Raw genomic sequence first — 18846 nt, forward strand, 5'->3', positions numbered from 1 at the left:
AGAGCAAGTCGCGCCGGCGTTCTCGGTTTTGAATTTACCACACCAATCGTTGCACAAGGTAAGATTGTCCTCGGTGTCGTAGAAGGCTTTGCATTGCTTCACGGTCGGTGTTTTCGCGTCAGTGAAGTCGGCATGACGATCGCGATCCGCGGCAAAAGCGATACCCGCGAGCGCGGCGGCGAACAGGCCTGATAAGATCAATTTGCGCATTCGATATGTCCCCTAAGCTACGGCCCCACGCCGCGCACTTGAATCGCATGACGCTATCAGCACCTAATGCTTTTAACAAACCAAACTAATGCGCTTCGGGGCTTCGTATCGCGCAGCCAACGAGATTCAAACGGGAATCGGCAAGCTGTGACTCGAAAAAACGCCCTCGGCAATCATGCTACCGATGCATCCGCTCGGCATCGGGCAATACAAGGCAGTGATGGTTGAAGACTCGAAACGGTACGAGTGGAACTTCGCGATCGATGCGCCAAAGTCCAGCGAAGTGACTCGCGGAAAGTAGTCGAGGCATCTTCAGGCGGATTCGGGCGCGGGGTCGCGCGGCGAGTGGCGGCCGAGCGGGATCAATAGGGTGAATGCAGCGATCGCGATCGCGAATGCCACCCCGATCGCCACGCGATAGCTGCCCGTGCGATCGATGATCATGCCGGCCAGCGGCGGACCGATCATCGCGCCGAATCCACCGCTCGTGTAGAGCGCACCCAGCATCATGCCGAGACGCTGCGGGCCAAACAGATGCGCGATCACGGCCGGAGACAGCGCCACGTAGCCGCCGTATCCCGCGCCCATCACGATCGCGAATAGCACCATCATCGGATATGAATTCGCTGCGAGCCAGATTCCATAGCTGAGCGTCAGCACCAGGATGCTCGCCTGGTAGAGCCGCACCACGCCAGCGCGATCGGCCAGCGTGCCGAGGCCCATGCGCCCCGCGACGCTCGCGCCGCCGATCACACTGACCAGCGCGGCGCTGGCGACTTCGGTGGCGCCGCGATCGTGCGCGAATGACGGCAGATAAACGAACGGCACAAAGAGTGCCATCGACATCATCACCGACGAGAGGTAAAGCAGCCGGAATGCGGGCGTGCGAATCGCGTCGCCGAGGCGCAGCGGCGATACCGTGACGTGCACCGGCGGACGTTCCGCGACATAGGCGCATCCGAGCAGCACGGCGGTCGTGGCGATCGCGAAGACCACGTATGTCGTGCGCCAACCGAGATGGCCGATGAGCGCCGCCGCGATCGGCGCGCCGCACACCGTACCGAATCCGATCCCCGCGACTGAGATTCCGAGTGCGGTGTTGCGCCGCCGGATGAACCATCCGCCGACCACGGCGACCAGCGGCACGTAGGCGCATGCGATTCCTACTCCGACGCCGAGTCCGTAGGTCAGGTAACTGACCCAGAGGCGATCGATCATCGCGGTCAGCGCGAGGCCCAGCCCCATCACCACGCCGCCGGTGGCGACTACGATTCGCGGGCCGTATCGATCCGACAAATGTCCGCAGACCGGCCCGAGCAAACCCCAGATCAGCACCGTCACTGAGAACACGGCCGAGGTTGCGCTGCGCGCCGCGCCGAACTCGGCGGCCATCGGTTTGAAGAACGCGCCGAAGCTGTATGCGACGCCATACACGGAGAACATCGCGACGAACGCCGCGGCGACCATCCGCCATCCGCGCGGTGAATCGAATTGATCGAGGCGCGGGATTGCTTCTACTACTTTGGGAGCGGCGGTCGTCACTTGATGCGCCGTCCCGTCTCGAGTGCAGCACGGGCCGCAGTCAGTTCCTTGAGTCTGGCGGGATCGACCTTGGGATAAGCTGGTTTCAGTTCTTCGATTGCACCGATAATTGCCTCCGCCACCACCAATCTGGTGAACCATTTGTTGTCGGCGGGAACGACATACCAGGGCGCGTGGGGAGTGGCGGTGTTTTCGATCATCTCCTGGTAGGCATGCATGTAATCGTTCCATCGTTCGCGCTCGGAGAGGTCGCCGATCGAGAATTTCCAGTACCGAGCGGGATCGTTGAGGCGTTTCAAAAATCGCTTTTTCTGCTCGGCTTTCGAGATGTTCAGAAAGAACTTCAGGATCGCGACGCCGTTGCGGTTCAGATGGCGCTCAAAAGTATTGATATCCTCGAACCGCTCTTTCCAGATCGATTTGCTGACCAGCGACGGCGGCAGGTGCTCACGCCTGAGAAGTTCCGAATGAACGCGGACGATTAGCACCTCTTCGTAGTAGGAACGATTGAAAATCCCGATGCGGCCCTGCTCTGGAACATACTTGGCGGTGCGCCACAAAAAATCATGATCGAGTTCCTCCACGGACGGCTGCTTGAACGAATAGACCTGGCATCCCTGCGGATTCACCCCGGACATCACGTGCTTGATCGCGCCGTCCTTGCCGGCTGCATCCATCGCCTGAAAAATCACCAGCACCGCCCATTGATTTTGCGCGTAGAGTTTTTCCTGCAACTCGACCAGGCGCTCGATGCCGCGCGTCAGCATCTCCTCGCCATGTTTCTCTGATTCGAAATGGGCAGTGTCTTTCGGGTCCCAGTCTTTCAGGCGAAACTTGCGCCCGTGATCTACCAGGTAGCGTTTTGCAAGATTCGGCAATTGGAAGCGCACTCCTTTAACTCGGCCCGCGATAAATCGAGCATGCGAATCGCATCACGCGCACATGCGTAGTCGATGGTTACACTACGGCGCGCACGCTAGTCGAGCGTGACGACTCTGAATTGACGCGCGTCCGGCGCGATACTGCTCACGCGAGACACATCCCGCCAAGAGCGCAAAGAGCCCGCCAGAGCGCCAGGCATCGCGTGCGGCCAGCAATTCCCGGCCACTCCGCTCGGCAAAGCAACCTGTTCATCTGAGCGATTCGCCTGAGCTGTACAGATTACGTACATTCTGTTGTTTTTCTGCACGTAATTTCAAGTCTAGACGCCGTACGATTCCATCCTTCGCGAAATTGCACCTTCTTGAAGCCTCATATTTGCATTTTTATTGTTTGGCATGTTGTGTGCGTTTCTTTTGATTTTCAAGATGCTAATTGAATCATCACCAACCACAGTTTTGCACCACAAGGAGGTTGCAAACCGAGATGAAAAGGCTGACGGGATTTTCTAAAGGTCAGATCTTCGTGTTGTATGCGGTCGCCATGACTGCTCTGCTCGGCGCCATCGCGCTCAGTACCGATGTCGGAGTCATGTACTACAACTGGGCGTCAATGCAGCGGGCGGTCGATGCGGCCGCGCTGGCGGGCGCAAACTATCTGCCGGAGGACACTTCAAACGCCACTGCTCAAGCTACCAACTATTCCACTATCAATGGTCTCGCGCCGGCTGAAATCGCTACCTCGTTCAACAGCCCGACCAACGACACCATAACCGTTACAGCGAGTCGCACCGTGCCGTACTACCTGGGCAAGGTTGTCGGTCTAACCGATCAGGTGGTTCAGGTATCAGCCAGCGCGCAGATTTCGGGCGGAATAAGTTGCCTCAATTGCGTCTCACTGGGGCCGACGTCGCAGCCGCCCCTTGGCAGCGGCACCGTGATTACCCCCTGCGTTACCTGTGGCTGGGACAGCACTGGAAGCGCACCCGCGAGCGCTCCATCGTCGCCAACCGAACACTGCCAGCTTATACCGATCGGTCTGGACAAGAGCGTGCTCTACCAAGGCCGCGGGACTTCGGTGGTGTTGCAGCAAGGTCGAATCTCACCGGGAAATTGGGATTTCCTTGAGTTGGGCGGCCCCGGCGGCAACGTCCTCAGAAACAATATCGCCTCCGGCTACCAGGGACCGATCGCTGCCGGGCAGTACATCTGGACCAAGACCGGGCAGAACGTCGGCCCTGCCAATCAAGGCTTCGATGATCGCATCGGCGCGACCTCGGGCGGCACGTGGCAGTCTCATGACGAGTCGGATCCCCGCGTGATCGTGATGCCGGTAGTCGATTGGACAACGGTGGGCAATGGCAGTTCGACCGTTGAGGTGCTGGGCTTTGCTCACATGTATCTCGAATCAAGCCTGGGCCACGGACAATTCCAGGCCTATTACATCGATGACCTGGTGCCGGACAGCCTGGTGTCGGCGACGCCACCGCCGGCCGGGTTCCGCGGCGCACGCGGCAATCCGGTACTGACCAGGTAGCGCACATCTGCCGGAGCAGGTTGCGTCCGTAATGCGGGCGCAACCTGCCTCTCGGAATCAGGAGCACGCTTCAAGCAATCGATCAAATACCCGATACTACAAATTTTCGCACCTGCGTCGGGGTATCTGCCACTTTTTTCTCGCCGGCGCGCTTCAGGTAAGCATACAGCGTCGTCCGCGATACCCCCAGGATTTTTGCAGCTTGCACCTTGTTGCCGTTCGCGGCTTCGACGGCCTCGCGGACGGCGTCTTCGCGCAGTTCCGCCAGGATGCCGTTGCTTGAACCGGTGGCTGATCCGAGCTTCTCAGGATGGCCGGGCCGGGTGGCGGAAGGAGCTTGGCCGGAGGATATCTCCCTGGGCAAGTCCCTGACCCGAATCTGGCGATGTTTGCCAAAAACGATCGCTCCTTCGATCACGTTCGCGAGCTCGCGCACGTTTCCGGGCCACGGATAGGCGGTCAAAACCGCTAGCGCTCTCGGCGAGACTCCTTCGACCCGCATCGAGCGCCGGACCTGCTGCCCAAACAGCGCGATGAAATGATCGACGAGGATCGGGATGTCTTCCGGCCGCGTCCGCAGCGGAGGTATCTCGAGCCGGCAGGCCTGCAGCCGGTAATACAGATCCTTCCGGAGCGCGCCCGCCGCGGCCGCTGCCTCCGGGTCAAGATTGGTCGAAGCAATCACGCTCGCATCGACTGGCATCTCACGGTTCCCACCCACCGGACGCGCGGCTTTTTCCTGCAGGACGCGAAGCAACTTGCTTTGTCCATCGACGCTCATTTCGGTTATTTCATCGAGGAACAAGGTGCCGCCGCTGGCTTCCTGGAAGAGGCCATGCTTGGCCGCGTTGGCGCCGCTGAACGCGCCTTTTACGTAGCCGAAGAGTTCGCTCTCGATGAGATCCTTCGGGATGGCGGCGCAATTCACTGCGATAAATGGACTGCCCGCGGGCCGCGACACTTCGTGGATCGCATGCGCCACCCACTCTTTGCCCGTGCCCGTCTCGCCCACGATCAACACGATCGCGCCCGACGCGGCGACCGATTCGATCCGGTCGTAGAGTTCGAACATGACCGCGCTTTTGCCGACCAAGCCGTGGAAGTTTCCGCCGGGCCTGCCCGGCGTGGCGGGCGCGTCGTCATCGAGCAAATGAATCCGTGGTTTCACCCGCACCGACCACCATTTGTGATACGACAGCTCGAGGCAGATTCCGGCGAAACGCACCAGTCGATCGAACACGGCAGCGATAGCGGTCGGCATTTTTTCAGGCCGCTCCTCCAACACCATCTGCCGCACGATTCCCCAGAACGAATCGGTGAAGGCCAGCAACGAGCCGAGTGGCACGGCTCTTCTCGCGGAAATCCTGCCGACCGATTCCACCTCGGCCTGGTACCCGGCGATGTTCTTTTGCAGCAGGTATCGGAGCGCGGCCGCGGGCGTGCGCGTCAACACGTCGTCGGCTTCTGTCTTTGGGATCGTCCGCAAGATGTCTGGGTGCTGCGCGACCCACTCGATCCAGCGATGGGTGAGTTCGTCGGCGCGCGACACCACGATTTCCAACACGGGCCGCAGATCGTCGAGGTCGCGGTCCGAAATCATGAAGCGTTCGCGCATGGTGAAAAATACTAGCAACTATGACTTTTTGTAGTCAAGAATGAACAAAGCGTAGTTCTCTGAGGAACTGAATTCGATCAAGGACCGGGTTCCGATCCGGCCAAAGCATCTGGCAGGAAGCTGCCCGCACCGATTGCGAGGCGGCGGGCAAGCAGCGAGGACGCCTTAGGCGCCAGGAAAAGTCACAAAATCTGTTGGCGCGCCCGGAGGGATTTGAACCCCCGTCCAGTCAAAGGATCACACCGCCGATCCGGCGGCTTGATCCTTTCTAATCTTCTCTACTTGGCGCGCAGGGGCCGACGGACCCGCCTTTACCGAGCAGTTTGCCGAGCTTCTGCACAGCCGGCAGTTCCTGGTTGAGCGCATCCTGTACGTCCATCAGCAGCCTTCTGCGGACCGCCGGAAGGTGCGGCATCGCGAGCAACGTATTGATCCGATCCTGGAAGCCCATAAGCTTGGTGTCGGCATCGCAGAAGCTTTTCAGCGGCGACATATCCAATGACGCGTTGTCCTCACTCCCCTGCTCCGCAGTGGTCGCGTCATCAGCGAGGCTGCCAAAAAAACTTCCGCCCGTCATGACCGATCCGTCGCCGAACGCGATGATTTCGTTAGCCAAGCCAGCCAGTTTCGGATCCTGCTTCATCCGCGCAGCCGCCTCTCGGACCTTTTGTACGGCGGGGAGGAGCATGCCGATCAGGATCGCGATGATCGCGATCACCACCAGGAGTTCGATTAATGTGAACCCTGGAGTGAAGCCCGTCCTACCTCGAACTGCTCGCAATGCTTTCATGACACGCCTCCTTTCTTTTGCAGAATGCCGCTGCTCGAATGGTTGGTAGCATTCGAGGCCAGCCCGCTGCAATCGAAAATGGCGCTGAGTTATTGGTGCGCCCTGAGGGATTTGAACCCCCGACCCTCAGATCCGTAGTCTGATGCTCTAATCCGCTGAGCTAAGGGCGCATCGGAGACTTAAGAAATTTTCACATCGCGCGCTCGCGAGCAAGCCGCCTCGCCGATCACTCCTGCGCGGTGGGAATCCACACCGTGACCGTGGTGCCCTCGCGCAGCTTGCTCTCGATCCGTAGCACGCCGTGATGCAACTGCACGATATGCTTCACGATCGCGAGGCCGAGGCCGGTGCCGCCAAGCTCGCGCGAGCGCGCATGATCGACGCGGTAGAATCGCTCGGTGAGGCGCGGGATGTCCGCGGCGGGGATGCCCTCGCCGGTGTCCGCCACCGAAAGCGCGATACCGTGCTTCTCGCCAGTTCCGTCGGTGAGCGGCGACGTGCGCGCCTCGAGTGTGACGCGGCCTTCGCGCGGTGTGTATTTGACCGCGTTGTCAATCAGGTTGAGCATCACCTGATGCATCCGGTCGCGATCGCCAGAAAATTTCGGCAGCGCCGGCGAGCTTTTGACGTCGAGCTTCACGCCGCGGCGCGCCGCCTGCTCCTGCATCAGCTCGGCCGCCTCGCTCAGCAACTGCGGCGCCTCGAGCGGCTCGAACTTGAGCGGCGTAAGTCCGCGCTCGAGGTCGGAGAGCGACACCAGATCGTCGATCAGCCGCGCGAGGCGGCGCGCCTGCCGCTCGATGATACCGAGGAAGCGGGTCGATGTTTCGGGGTCGTCCACCCCATGCACCAGCGTCTCGGCATAGCCGTAGAGAGCGCTTAGCGGCGTGCGCAGCTCGTGGGTTAGATTCGACATGAAATCGGCGCGCTGCGTTTCGTAAGACTTGAGCTGTGTGATGTCGTGGAAGACGAACACCCAGGCGGCGCCGCGCGAGATGCGGATCGGCGCGGCGCTGGCGCTGACGTAAAGCGGCGCCGGATTCTGGATCAGGATTTCGGCGTTGATGACGCGATTGTCCGCTAGCCGCATCGAGCGGCCGACGAATTCCTGCAAGCGCGGATCGCGGCATAGCTCGACGAACGGCCGATCGCGATAGTCGGTTTCCGCGCCGAGCGCGAAAATCCGCCGCGACGCGCCGTTCAGCAGGATCACCTGGCCGCGCGCGCCGGTCACGACCACCGCTTCGGTCATGCTGCGGAGAATCGCCTCGAATTCGTCGCGCTGCTCGGCGAGCGAATCGTTTTCGCCGACGATCGAATCGGCGGCGTCGAGCAATCGGCGCTCGGCGCGGCCGGTGACTTCGCGCTCATCGGCGGGAAAATGCGGCGGCGGACGCCGTTCGTTCAATGCGGTGGCGACGGCTTCCAATCGTTCCGCGCGCCGGGTGATCGCGCGCGAAAACGTGGTAGCCATAAATCCGCTAACTAGTATTCCAATGACTATTACTGTGACTACCCAGAACCGCGTAACTGCGCCAGTACTGGCTAGTACAGTTAGTAATATGGCCGCCGGCGCGAGCCCGGCCACGATCGCGGCGAAAAGACGAAGCGTGAATGATCTAGCCAAGCGCCTCGGGATTGAAGCGATAGCCAACGCTACGCACAGTGAGAATCAATTCGGGATTCGCGTCGTCGCGCTCGATATGCTGCCGCAGGCGGCGAACATGCACGTCAACCGTGCGCGGCTCGACGAAGGTGTCGCGGCCCCAGACCATGTCGAGCAATTGCTCGCGGGTGTAAACGCGCAGCGGATGCTGCACGAAGAAACGCAGCAATTCGAATTCGCGGAGCGCGAGTTCGCGCCGAACGCCATCGACGAACACCTGGTAAGTGTCAAAATCCATGCGCAGACGGCCGCGCTCGTAAGCGCCCGCCGATTCGGTGTTCGACGACGGATTCGCGCGGCGCAGCAAGGCTTTTACGCGCGCGATCAGTTCGCGCGGGCTGAACGGCTTGACGACGTAATCGTCGGCGCCCATCTCGAGCCCGATGACCTTGTCCACCTCGGCGCCCTTGGCGGTGACGATCAGAATCGGCAGGTTCGCGGTTTCCGATCCATTGCGCATCTGGCGGCAAATTTCCAGCCCCGGCATCCCGGGCAGCATCAGGTCGAGCACCATCAGATCGGGCGCACGGCGGCGGACACGCTCGAGCGCCTGCAGACCGTCGGCGGCTTCCTCGACGATGAAGCCCTCCTGCGCCAGGTTGTAGCGAATCAGTTCGCGGATGTCCGAATCGTCCTCGACGATCAGCACCCGGTAGCGGATTCCCCTTTGCGCATCGCTCACGGCATTAATCACTTGACTCGATTGATTCATGGCAACTCCTCTCCACCACCCGATTCATGCCCGCGCTTCTTCGATTCCATGTGGCGAATCATCTCGCCCTTGACCATGTAGGTAACCATCTCTGCGATGTTGGTAGCGTGATCGGCTATTCGCTCAAGGTACTTCGAAACGAACAGCAGGCGGGTCGCGGACGCGATCGTGTGCGGATCCTCGGCCATGTAGCTCAGCAGTTCGCGATAGACCTGATAGTTCAGCACATCTACTTCGTCATCGCGCGCGATCACCTGGTCGGCGAGGTCGGTGTCGCCACGCATAAAGGCGTCGATACAGTCCTTGACCATCGTCTGCGCGATTGCCGCCATCCGCGGCAAATCGATGTAGGGCTTGAGTTGCGGAACTTCGTTAAGTTCGAGAGCCCGTTCGCAAATGTTGACCGCATTGTCGCCGATACGTTCGAGATCGGTCGTGATTTTGAGGCCGGTAGTGATAAAGCGCAGGTCGCTGGCGGTGGGTTGATGCAGCGCGAGCAGCCGGATGCATTGCTCGTCGTTGTCGGTGTCCATCAGGTTCACTTCGTCGTCGCGCAGGATCACTTCATGGGCGTGATCGCTATCGCGGCCGACCAGCGCTTCCATCGCTTCCGCGATTTGCCGTTCCACCAAGCCGCCCATTTTGAGCAGGCCGGCGCGCAAGCCGCGCAGATCTTCTTCGTACTGCCGGTTGGTATGCTGCGGCTGTGTGCTTTCCATACTCGCCTCCGCGGAAATCAGCCGAATCGACCCGTGATGTAATCTTCCGTCTCGCGCTTGGTCGGATTGGTAAATATCTGCTTGGTCTCGCCGTATTCGACCAGACTTCCGGTGTACATAAATGCGGTTTTGTCGGACGTTCGTGCGGCTTGCTGCATGTTGTGCGTCACGATGATGATAGTGTACGCCGACTTTAATTCCAGCAATAGTTCTTCGATGCGCGCGGTCGAAATCGGATCGAGCGCGGAGCACGGTTCATCCATCAGGATCACTTCGGGTTTAACCGCCAGAGCGCGCGCTACGCAGAGCCGCTGCTGCTGTCCTCCGGATAGGCTCGAGCCGGGCCGCCGCAAACGATCCTTTACTTCTTCCCACAGCGCGGCCTGGCGGAGGCTCCGCTCGACGACCGCGTCGCGCTCCGCGGTGCTGATTCTCACGCCGTTGAGCGTCAAGCCGGCCGCGACGTTGTCTTCGATCGACATCGTTGGAAACGGCGTCGGCTTCTGAAAGACCATCCCGATGCGGCGGCGAATCTGCACCGGATCGACGTCCTCGTCGTAGATGTTATTGCCGTCGAGCAGGACTTCGCCGGTGGCGCGCGCGCCGGGCACGACTTCGTGCATCCGATTGAGGCATCGCACAAGCGTCGATTTGCCGCATCCTGACGGCCCGATAATCGCGGCGATCCGATTCTCCTCGAACGTCAGACTCACGTTGCGCACGGCATGATTCTGACCGAAGTAGGCGTTGAGATTCTTGACGACCAGCTTGTCGGCCATGACTACCTTGGCGTCTTCGTCCCGCCGCCGGTGACCCATCGCACGCCCAGTTCGAGCGTCAGGATTATCCCGGTCAGAACCACCGCGCCGGCCCACGCCTGCCGCTGCCAATCCTGAAACGGCGAGATAGCGTAGGTATAGACTTGCACCGTGAGCGTGTTGATCGGATGAAAGAGCGAAGTGGACCAGAAACGATTGCCGAAGGCGGTAAAGAGCAACGGCGCGGTCTCGCCGGCGACGCGCGCGATCGCGAGAATCACGCCGGTCGCGATGCCGGAGAGCGCGGTGCGCGCGACGACTGATAACGTCGTGCGCCAGTTCGGAACGCCCAGCGCGAGCGACGCCTCGCGCAGTTCCGGCGGCACCAGCAGGACCATTTCTTCGGTGGTGCGCGCGACCAATGGCACCATCATCGCTGCGAGCGCGACGCTGCCCGCCAGCGCGGAGAATCCGCCGAAGGGACGGACGACGATCGCATACGCGAAGATGCCAATCACGATCGACGGCACGCCCATCAGCACATCGGCCGAAAAGCGGACCCAGTTGGTGAACTGCCTCGCGCGATTAGCGGCCAGATAGAGCCCCGCACCGACTCCGATCGGCACGCCCATCAGCGACGCGATCCCGACCACCTCGAGCGTGCCGACGATCGCGTTGGCCATCCCGCCGCCCTTCTCGCCGACCGGTGCGGGCATATGCGTGAAGAACGCCCAGTTCAAGCTGCTGAAGCCCTTGAAGAGCAGGTAGCCGAGCACCAGGAAGAGCGGAATCAGCGTAAGGATCGTCGCGCCGACCGTGATCGCCATCATGCTATCGCTTTTGAATTTGCGATAGCGGTAGCTGGTTTCACCGTGAAGAATACTGACGCCGGCCGCCATTATTTACCCGTCTCGTGGTAGCGGCGTTGCTGCACGCCGAGCACCAATGCGCGCGCGACGACATTGAGCGCGATGCATAGAATCAGCAGCACCAGGCCCAGCTCGATCAGCGCCGCGACGTACATGTCGGAAGTCGCCTCGGCGAATTCGTTTGCAATCACGCTCGCGAGCGTGGCCGAAGGCTTGAACAGCGACGCGGAAATCTGCGCCGAGTTGCCGATCACCATCGCGACTGCGATCGTCTCGCCGAGCGCGCGCCCCAGGCCGACGATGATCGCGCCGATCACTCCGGTCATGCCGTAGGGAATCACCGCGGTCCGCACCATCTCCCACTTGGTGGCGCCCAATGCGAGCGCGGCTTCGCGCTGCGATTGCGGGACGACTCGAAACACGTCGGTGCAGACTGACGAGATGTACGGGATAATCATGATCGCGAGGATCATTCCGGCTGAGAGCATCCCGACCGCGACTTTCGGCCCCTGGAAGAACGGCAGAAACCCGAGCCACGCCGCGAGCGGCGGCTCGACGTGATCGCGCAGCCACGGACCCATCACGAACACCGCCCACAGACCGTAAACGACGCTCGGTATCGCGGCGAGCAAATCGACCAGGAAGCCAAGGCGATGACCAAGCCATTCGGGCGCCATCTCGCTGAGGCATAGCGCGACGCCGAGGCTCAGCGGCACCGCGACGATCAGCGCGATGAACGACGAAACGAAGGTGCCGTAGATGAATGGCAGTGCGCCGTATTGTTCGTTGACCGGATCCCAATCGGTGCTGACCAGGAAGTGCAAGCCGAACTGGCGAATCGCGGGGTAGCTGTCGTAGATCAGCGCGATCGTGAGGCCGGCCAGCAGCAGCAGGATCGACAGCGCGAGCGAAAACGTCGTCAGATTGAAAATTCGATCGCCAATGAGCCGCGGGCCTTCGTGAGGCTTGGCGCGCTCGCGCCTGACGACGGCCACCGGCGATGCAACCGAACTTTCCAGCTCTGACAAGTTCTGTCGGTCCTTCCGAATTTGCGGATTCTCCCCTTCGGGGTCACCACCGTATCGCAGCGGCTGGTTCATCCGTCGCAAAGAATTCTAACGATGAATTGTTGCGGGAATGTTACGGCGACTGTAATTCGTGGTGAAGCTGCGAATGTTCGGCGAAAACGCGCGACTGATTTAACGGTTTTCTCAGCTAATCAACGCTCGATTCACGCTTTCGTTATTCTTTCAACGCCGCCCATGTAAGGCCGCAATATCTCGGGAATCGTCACGCTGCCATCTTCGTTCTGATAGTTCTCGAGAATCGCGATGACCGTGCGCGGCAACGCCAATCCCGATCCGTTCAGCGTATGCACCAATTCCAGCTTGCCGCCCTTCGAGCTTCTATATCTGATGCGCGCGCGCCGCGCCTGAAAATCGGTGCAATTCGAGATCGAACTGACTTCGAGCCATTCGCCGCATCCCGGCGCCCACATCTCGAGGTCGTAAGTCACGGCGCTCGCAAAACTTAAGTCGGCGGTGCATAGCTCGACCACGCGGAACGGAATCTTGAGCCGCCGGCATATCTCGGCGGCGTTATCCACCATCTTGTTGAATTCGTCGTCAGAAGTTTCGGGCTTCACCAGTTTGACCATCTCGACCTTGTCGAACTGATGACCCCGCTTGATTCCGCGCACGTCGCGGCCCGCCGACATCTTCTCGCGCCGGAAGCACGGCGTGTACGCGGTCAGATAGATCGGCAAGCGGCTCTCGTCGAGGACTTCATTCCGATGAAGGCTGGTCAGCGGAACCTCGGCGGTCGGGATAAACCAGAAATCATCCTCGGCGTCGTGGTACATCGTGTCGGCATTCTTCGGCAGATGGCCAGTGCTGGTCGCCGTTTCGGTGTTGACCATCAACGGTGGAATCACTTCGAGGTAGCCCTGCTCGATAGTCTTGAGATCGAGCATCCATGCGATCAGCGCGCGCTGGAGACGAGCGCCGAGCCCCATCAACACGTAGAAACGCGTGCCGGACAATTTCACGCCGCGATCGAAATCGATGATCCCGAGCTTTTCGCCAAGCTCCCAGTGTGGCAGCGGCTTGAACGAGGTGAACTCGGAGGGTGTCCCCTCGGTGCGGAGCACGCGATTGTCCGCCTCGCTCGCGCCGACCACTACGTACGGCCGCGGGATATTCGGCAACACCATCGCGAGCCGTTCGACCTCGCGCTCGGCCAGCGCGAGTTGCGCCGCTGCGAGCGTGATCGGATTGTTGCTGTTAATCGCAGCCGCCGCTTCGACCGCGTTGGCCAGCACGCTCGCGCGATCCTCGTCGGCCTCCTCCTGGCGAATCTGCGCGATCGCTGCCGCCCGCTCCTCCGGTGGCAGCTTGCCAATCTCCCGCGACCGGCGTTTGCGATCCGCGCGCATCTCATCGACGTTTGCCTGCAGCTTGCGCCGCACCGCGTCGGCCTCGAGCACGCTATCGACTTCCGCCGGATCGATACATCGCTTGGCGAGTTCAGCCTTGATGAAATCGGGTTTATCGCGAATCAGCTTTATGTCGAGCATTCAGAAAGCGTTCCTCAAAATTTCGATTCCAAAGCGCGCACCGGACGCGTCCACCGCCACGATATCGAATCGCATCGCGCGTTCGCCGACGCGATATTGAATCGCGAACGCCTCGCCGGCGCGCCGCAACCGAGACTGCTTGCGCTCATCGACCGCCTCTTCCGGCGCGCCCGCGCCGAAACTGCGCCTGGTTTTCACTTCGACAAAAACCAGCGTGTCACCGTCCATCGCGACGAGATCGATTTCTGCGCCGGCAGCGCGGAAATTTCGCGCAACAATTCGGTAGCCGTGTCGCTTGAGATGATTTTCCGCGGCCCGCTCGCCACGCGCACCGAGCGGCATGGGCCTCGTCAGCGACTGCGTCCAATCGAGCAATCGCGTCCACAGCGTGCGACGCGCCGCACGGCTCCGCTTCATCTTATTCGCGTCCCCCCGGTCGCGCGAGATAGCGATCGATTCCCCACTCACGAAGGTAGAAGGCGGCGCATCGGCGCGCAAGCGATTCATCGGCGGCCGGCGACTGACTTGAACTTCGGAGAATGTTACGATTTCGGCGGATCAGGAAATCAAGGAATCCGCTCGAATGGCTGAAAGCACCCGCATCACGCTCGAACAGGTAAGACACGTGGCGCGCCTCGCGCGGCTCGAATTGTCGAGCATCGAGGAGGAACGATTGCGCGCCGACATGGATGAGATGCTCGCTTACGTCGCCAAGCTGAACGAACTGGATACCGCCGACGTGCCGCCGACCGCGCAGGTCGGCGAGGCCGGCACTCCGATGCGCGACGACGAAGTGACTAGCGCGCCGGCCGCCGAACAGATGCTCGCGAATGCGCCGTCGCGCGAGCGCGATTATTTCAAAGTGCCGAAAATAATTGAATAGGCGTTCGCGCGAGAGAGATGAGACTGTTTTGTCGATGCATTCAGAATTGAACAAACTAACGATCGCAGACGCGGCGGCGATGCTCCGCAAGGGCGAGGTCACCTCGCTCGAGTTGACGCGCGCTTGCCTCGATCGGATCAAGGCGATTGAGCCCAGGCTCAACGCGTTCATCACGGTTTGCGAAAATGAAGCGATCGAGCAGGCGCATGCGGCCGACCAGCGCCTCAAATCTGGCGACGCGCCCGCGCTCTGCGGAATCCCGCTCGGCATCAAGGACATCTACGCGACGAAAGGAGTGCTGACTACTTGCGCGTCGCGAATCCTGGGCAATTTCGTGCCGCCGTTCGACGCGACCGTGATCGCGAAGTTGCGCGCCGAGGGCGCCGTGTTCGTCGGAAAAACGAACATGGACGAATTCGCGATGGGCTCCTCGACCGAAAATTCGGCCTTTGGCCCGACGCTCAATCCGCATGATCTCGAGCGCGTGGCCGGCGGCTCGTCGGGCGGGTCGGCGGCGGCGGTCGCGGCGCACGAATGCCTCGGCTCGCTCGGCACCGACACCGGCGGATCGATTCGCGAGCCCGCTTCGTTTTGCGGCGTGGTCGGAATCAAGCCGACGTACAGCCGCGTCAGCCGCTACGGCGTGATCGCGTATGCGTCGTCGCTCGATCAGGTTGGTCCGTTCGCGAAATCGGTGCGCGACGCGGCGATAATCCTGCGCACGCTGGCCGGCAAGGATCCCAACGATTCGACTTGCTCGGCGCGCGCCGTTCCGGATTACGAACAGGCGCTCACTGGCGACGTGAAGGGACTCAGAATCGGGGTGCCGAAGGAATATTTCGTCGAAGGGATGCAGCCGGAAGTCGAGAAATCGGTGCGCGCGGCGATCAAGAATTTCGAATCGCTCGGCGCGACGACGGTCGAAGTATCGCTGCCGCATAGCAGCTACGCGATCGCGGCGTATTACCTGGTCGCGACGGCCGAAGCGAGCGCGAATCTCGCGCGTTATGACGGCATCCGCTACGGCCTTCGCGTCAAGGCCGAGGATCATATCGATTTGTACAATCAAACACGGGCGGAAGGATTTGGCGCGGAAGTGAAGCGTCGAATCATGCTCGGGACGTTCGCACTATCGGCGGGCTACTACGACGCATACTATTTGAAGGGCCAGAAAGTCCGCACGCTTATTCGGCGCGATTTCGACCGCGCATTCGAGAAATGCGATCTGATCGTGACTCCGGTCGCGCCGACGACCGCATTCAAGCTCGGCGAAAAAATGAACGACCCGCTCACGATGTACCTGCCCGACATCTTCACCATCTCGGTGAACCTGGCCGGCTTGCCCGGGATGTCGATGCCGTGCGGCTACGATGAAAACAATCTGCCGATTGGCGTGCAGCTAATCGGGCCGCCATTCAGCGAGGAAGCGATTTTGCGCGCGGGTGACGCGCTGGAACGAATGGGGACTTTTGCGCCGCGCGGAATCGCGGTTTGACGATTGCCATGAATATCGAAGCCTACGAAGCGATTATCGGACTCGAAGTCCATACCCATCTGCTGACTCTGTCGAAGCTTTTCTGCGGATGCTCGACGCGGTTCGGCGCGGGTCCGAATGCCAACGTGTGTCCGCGTTGCATGGGGATGCCCGGGGTGTTGCCGGTACTCAATCGCCGCGTGGTGGAATTAGCTATTCGCACCGGACTGGCTACTCACTGCACAATCGCGCCCTACTCTATTTTCGATCGAAAGAGCTATTTCTACCCCGACCTGCCGAAAGGCTATCAGATTACTCAGTATGAAACTCCGATCTGCAAAGGTGGCTATATTGACTTGCCGTCCGACGGCGACGGGCAGCCGCGGCGAATCAGGCTGACGCGAATCCATATCGAGGAAGACGCCGGCAAAAATATTCATGCGGCCGGCGCCAGCCTGATCGATTTCAATCGCTCTGGAGTGCCGCTGATCGAAATCGTGAGCGAGCCCGACCTGCGGTCGTCCGCCGACGCGGGCGCGTATCTGCGCCAACTGCGCGCGATCCTGCGCTATGTCGATGCGTCCGACGGCAAGATGGAGGAAGGTAGCTTTCGCTGCGATTGCAACGTCTCGGTGCGGAAGCGTGGTGCAACTGAATTCGGCACGCGGACTGAAATCAAGAATCTCAACTCGTTCCGCTTCGTCGAAAATGCAATCGATCACGAAGTCGCGCGCCAAATTGAGATTCTCGAAGCGGGCGGCAGAGTACCGCAGGAAACTCTCTTGTGGGATCCGGCCCGCAACGAGACCCGCCTGATGCGATCGAAAGAGTATGCGAATGACTATCGCTATTTTCCCGAGCCAGACTTGCCGCCGCTGATCGTCGAGGATGCGATGGTCGAGCAGATTCGCGCCACGATGCCCGAATTGCCGGCCGATCGCCGCGCTCGCTACGTCCGCGAGCTGTCGCTCACGGACTACGAGGCCGGCGTGCTCACCTCGGATCGCGACGTTGCTGATTATTTCGAGGCGACGTTGCCAGGACTTAAAAATCGCAAGGCCGCGGCGAACTGGGTAATGACCGAAGTACTCAGAGTGGTGCGCGAGTCGGGCAAATCGATCAATGACGCGGCGCCGCTCGCGGCCGAAATCGGCGCGCTGCTGCGCATGGTCGAAGATCAGAAAATCAGCTTCAACGCGGCCAAAACCGCGTTCGCCGCGATGGTGAAATCCGGCAAGAGCGCCGACACGACAGTCGCGGAACTCGGCCTTGCGCAGGTATCGGATGAAAGCGCGATCGCGGCGGCGTGCGAAAAAATAATCGCCGCGGAACCCGCCAAGCTCGCCGAGTATCGCGCCGGGCGCGACAAGTTATTCGGATTCTTTGTCGGCCAGGTGATGAAAGCGATGGGCGGCAAGGCCAATCCCAAAGTGATCAACGATATCCTGAAACAGAAGCTCGCCGGCTGATTTCCTCAGTTCAGTCCGAAGGCGCGCGCCGGATTGTCCCACAAAATCTTGCGCTTGCTCGCGTCAGGGATCGGTTGCTTCAGTACCGCGTCGATACCCCACGGAAAAGTTCCATCCGGATGCGGATAGTCAGTATCCCACAGGAAGTTGTCATCGCCGACTATGTCTATTGCAGCTTTCATAGTCGGTTCGTCGCCGCGGAACGCGACGAAGAAGTTGTTTTTGAAATACTCAGTTGGCCGTTTGGTCAAATACTCATGTTCGGCGTTGCCGCTAAAGTTCCAATGCTGTTCCATCCGCTGCAGCCAATATGGAACCCACCCTCCGTCGGCCTCAACCTGTACTACTTTCAGCTTGGGATATTTTTCGATGACGCCATACCAAATGAGGCCCACCATCGCGGCCATCGCTTCGAAGGGATGCGACAGGATGTGGCCGGAGACGTGGGTATCCATGCGGTCGCCGAAAGATTCGACCGAAGCCGATGCGGAGTCGTGAGTCGAAATCGGACGGCCGAGCTTTTCGACCTCGGCCCAGAGCGGCAGATAGTCGTCATGAAAAAGCGCGCGCCCTCGCACCGGATTGGGACGAACATAAAAGCTGACCGCGCCGTTTTTTGCAGTCCGATGCGCTTCCTTGATGGCTTCCTCGACGTCCTGCATCGGTAGAATCGAGGCAAATTTGACGCGCCCGTTGGTCTTCGAGCAGAAATCCGCGCTCCAATCGTTGTAGGCGGCGCAGCAAGCGGCGAGCAGTTTGGGATCGCGGAATTCGCGGCCCATCATCTGGCCGGCGGCGGTAGGATAGACGATCTGCACGTCCACACCCTGCTCGTCCATGTCCATCAAGCGGCTTTCAGGACTGAACCCGGTTTTGGCGGCGCGCTCGAAGCGTTTCATCGCGCGGCGGACCGACTCGAGGAAAGCCGGCGCCGCCATCGGGTACTTCCCCTTTTCGCGGGTGAACGGTTCGCCTTCGACCAGGAAAGTGCGGCGTCCCGATTCCGCGGCGATACCCAATCGCGGGGCCTGAGATTTGTATTTTTCATCGATATACTTCTCGAATACGTACTCAGGTTCCATCAAGTGAGTATCCGCATCGACGATCCTGTATCCGTCTTTCATGTATTTGCTCCGTACTAGTTTAGAA

General features: G+C 60.4%; 17 protein-coding genes, 1 tRNA gene and 1 pseudogene. 4 read left to right on the forward strand and 15 right to left on the reverse strand.

Features of this window, described 5'->3' with window-relative positions; translation table 11 throughout:
• The 3 genes from Q7S58_RS13640 to Q7S58_RS13650 all read right to left on the reverse strand — a co-directional run.
• Positions 1–210: hypothetical protein (locus tag Q7S58_RS13640; RefSeq protein WP_304826547.1), on the reverse strand; the 210-nt coding region annotated here is incomplete at its 3' end.
• 312 nt (positions 211–522) lie between these two features.
• Complete coding sequence (locus Q7S58_RS13645; RefSeq protein WP_304826550.1) at positions 523–1752, reverse strand: MCT family MFS transporter; 1230 nt, start codon at positions 1750–1752, stop codon at positions 523–525.
• Complete coding sequence (locus Q7S58_RS13650; protein ID WP_304826553.1) at positions 1749–2630, reverse strand: polyphosphate kinase 2 family protein; 882 nt, start codon at positions 2628–2630, stop codon at positions 1749–1751. Before Q7S58_RS13650 ends, Q7S58_RS13645 begins: the two co-directional genes overlap by 4 nt.
• A gap of 487 nt (positions 2631–3117) precedes the next feature.
• On the opposite strand from Q7S58_RS13650, the gene Q7S58_RS13655 reads away from it, so the two are divergent.
• Positions 3118–4167 (forward strand): pilus assembly protein TadG-related protein, encoded by a 1050-nt coding sequence (locus Q7S58_RS13655; RefSeq protein WP_304826556.1) that lies wholly within the window; start codon positions 3118–3120, stop codon positions 4165–4167.
• Between the two features lie 82 nt (positions 4168–4249).
• On the opposite strand, the gene Q7S58_RS13660 is transcribed toward Q7S58_RS13655, so the two are convergent.
• The 11 genes and pseudogenes from Q7S58_RS13660 to Q7S58_RS13710 all read right to left on the reverse strand — a co-directional run bounded on the left by Q7S58_RS13660 (position 4250) and on the right by Q7S58_RS13710 (position 14288).
• Positions 4250–5767, reverse strand: a complete 1518-nt coding sequence (locus Q7S58_RS13660; RefSeq protein ID WP_304826559.1) for a sigma-54-dependent Fis family transcriptional regulator — start codon at positions 5765–5767, stop codon at positions 4250–4252.
• 625 nt (positions 5768–6392) lie between these two features.
• Positions 6393–6572 (reverse strand): annotated as a pseudogene (locus Q7S58_RS22220) (prepilin-type N-terminal cleavage/methylation domain-containing protein); the annotation flags it as partial.
• A gap of 93 nt (positions 6573–6665) precedes the next feature.
• Positions 6666–6742: transfer RNA gene (locus Q7S58_RS13670), tRNA-Arg, on the reverse strand.
• 56 nt (positions 6743–6798) lie between these two features.
• Complete coding sequence (locus tag Q7S58_RS13675; protein WP_304826566.1) at positions 6799–8046, reverse strand: cell wall metabolism sensor histidine kinase WalK; 1248 nt, start codon at positions 8044–8046, stop codon at positions 6799–6801.
• Positions 8047–8191: 145 nt separating this feature from the next.
• On the reverse strand, positions 8192–8950 hold the full coding sequence (locus Q7S58_RS13680) for a response regulator (protein WP_304826569.1): 759 nt from the start codon (positions 8948–8950) through the stop codon (positions 8192–8194).
• Entirely contained in the window at positions 8947–9669 is a 723-nt protein-coding gene (phoU, locus tag Q7S58_RS13685; protein ID WP_304826572.1) for a phosphate signaling complex protein PhoU, read from the reverse strand. The genes Q7S58_RS13680 and phoU overlap by 4 nt, the downstream gene beginning before the upstream one ends.
• Before the next feature lie 17 nt (positions 9670–9686).
• Entirely contained in the window at positions 9687–10448 is a 762-nt protein-coding gene (gene pstB, locus Q7S58_RS13690; RefSeq protein ID WP_304826575.1) for a phosphate ABC transporter ATP-binding protein PstB, read from the reverse strand.
• Positions 10449–10450: 2 nt separating this feature from the next.
• Complete coding sequence (pstA, locus tag Q7S58_RS13695; RefSeq protein ID WP_304826578.1) at positions 10451–11326, reverse strand: phosphate ABC transporter permease PstA; 876 nt, start codon at positions 11324–11326, stop codon at positions 10451–10453.
• A complete protein-coding gene (gene pstC, locus Q7S58_RS13700; protein WP_304826581.1) occupies positions 11326–12291 on the reverse strand; it encodes a phosphate ABC transporter permease subunit PstC in 966 nt (321 codons plus the stop codon). The genes pstA and pstC overlap by 1 nt, the downstream gene beginning before the upstream one ends.
• 236 nt (positions 12292–12527) lie before the next feature.
• Complete coding sequence (gene serS / locus Q7S58_RS13705; RefSeq protein ID WP_304826584.1) at positions 12528–13871, reverse strand: serine--tRNA ligase; 1344 nt, start codon at positions 13869–13871, stop codon at positions 12528–12530.
• Positions 13872–14288 (reverse strand): YraN family protein, encoded by a 417-nt coding sequence (locus Q7S58_RS13710; protein ID WP_304826587.1) that lies wholly within the window; start codon positions 14286–14288, stop codon positions 13872–13874.
• Positions 14289–14454: 166 nt separating this feature from the next.
• Here Q7S58_RS13710 and gatC point away from each other — a divergent pair, with 166 nt between their 5' ends.
• The 3 genes from gatC to gatB are packed head-to-tail and all read left to right on the forward strand — an operon-like array spanning position 14455 to position 17697.
• The gene (gene gatC / locus Q7S58_RS13715; protein ID WP_304826590.1) at positions 14455–14754 is read left to right on the forward strand and encodes an Asp-tRNA(Asn)/Glu-tRNA(Gln) amidotransferase subunit GatC; all 300 of its coding nucleotides are present in this window, start codon (positions 14455–14457) and stop codon (positions 14752–14754) included.
• Positions 14755–14788: 34 nt separating this feature from the next.
• Positions 14789–16249 carry an Asp-tRNA(Asn)/Glu-tRNA(Gln) amidotransferase subunit GatA gene (gatA, locus tag Q7S58_RS13720; RefSeq protein WP_370655519.1) on the forward strand — a complete coding sequence of 487 codons (1461 nt, stop codon included), beginning with the start codon at positions 14789–14791 and terminating at the stop codon, positions 16247–16249.
• Positions 16250–16257: 8 nt separating this feature from the next.
• Positions 16258–17697, forward strand: a complete 1440-nt coding sequence (gene gatB / locus Q7S58_RS13725) for an Asp-tRNA(Asn)/Glu-tRNA(Gln) amidotransferase subunit GatB (protein ID WP_304826596.1) — start codon at positions 16258–16260, stop codon at positions 17695–17697.
• A 5-nt stretch (positions 17698–17702) separates the two neighbouring features.
• Here the strand turns inward: gatB and Q7S58_RS13730 are convergent, their stop codons facing one another.
• Complete coding sequence (locus Q7S58_RS13730; RefSeq protein WP_304826599.1) at positions 17703–18821, reverse strand: amidohydrolase family protein; 1119 nt, start codon at positions 18819–18821, stop codon at positions 17703–17705.
• Positions 18822–18846: the final 25 nt, after the last annotated feature.

The organism is Candidatus Binatus sp., from assembly GCF_030646925.1.
GTDB lineage: Bacteria > Desulfobacterota > Binatia > Binatales > Binataceae > Binatus.

Coding starts and splice junctions, on each gene's coding strand:
- Q7S58_RS13680 (WP_304826569.1), bottom strand. CDS start 8,950: ATGAATCAATCGAGTCAAGTGATTAATGCCGTGAGCGATGCGCAAAGG.
- Q7S58_RS13730 (WP_304826599.1), bottom strand. CDS start 18,821: ATGAAAGACGGATACAGGATCGTCGATGCGGATACTCACTTGATGGAA.
- gatA (WP_370655519.1), top strand. CDS start 14,789: ATGCATTCAGAATTGAACAAACTAACGATCGCAGACGCGGCGGCGATG.
- pstA (WP_304826578.1), bottom strand. CDS start 11,326: ATGGCGGCCGGCGTCAGTATTCTTCACGGTGAAACCAGCTACCGCTAT.
- pstB (WP_304826575.1), bottom strand. CDS start 10,448: ATGGCCGACAAGCTGGTCGTCAAGAATCTCAACGCCTACTTCGGTCAG.
- serS (WP_304826584.1), bottom strand. CDS start 13,871: ATGCTCGACATAAAGCTGATTCGCGATAAACCCGATTTCATCAAGGCT.
- Q7S58_RS13655 (WP_304826556.1), top strand. CDS start 3,118: ATGAAAAGGCTGACGGGATTTTCTAAAGGTCAGATCTTCGTGTTGTAT.
- Q7S58_RS13710 (WP_304826587.1), bottom strand. CDS start 14,288: ATGAAGCGGAGCCGTGCGGCGCGTCGCACGCTGTGGACGCGATTGCTC.
- Q7S58_RS13675 (WP_304826566.1), bottom strand. CDS start 8,046: ATGGCTACCACGTTTTCGCGCGCGATCACCCGGCGCGCGGAACGATTG.
- gatB (WP_304826596.1), top strand. CDS start 16,258: ATGAATATCGAAGCCTACGAAGCGATTATCGGACTCGAAGTCCATACC.
- Q7S58_RS13660 (WP_304826559.1), bottom strand. CDS start 5,767: ATGATTTCGGACCGCGACCTCGACGATCTGCGGCCCGTGTTGGAAATC.
- gatC (WP_304826590.1), top strand. CDS start 14,455: ATGGCTGAAAGCACCCGCATCACGCTCGAACAGGTAAGACACGTGGCG.
- phoU (WP_304826572.1), bottom strand. CDS start 9,669: ATGGAAAGCACACAGCCGCAGCATACCAACCGGCAGTACGAAGAAGAT.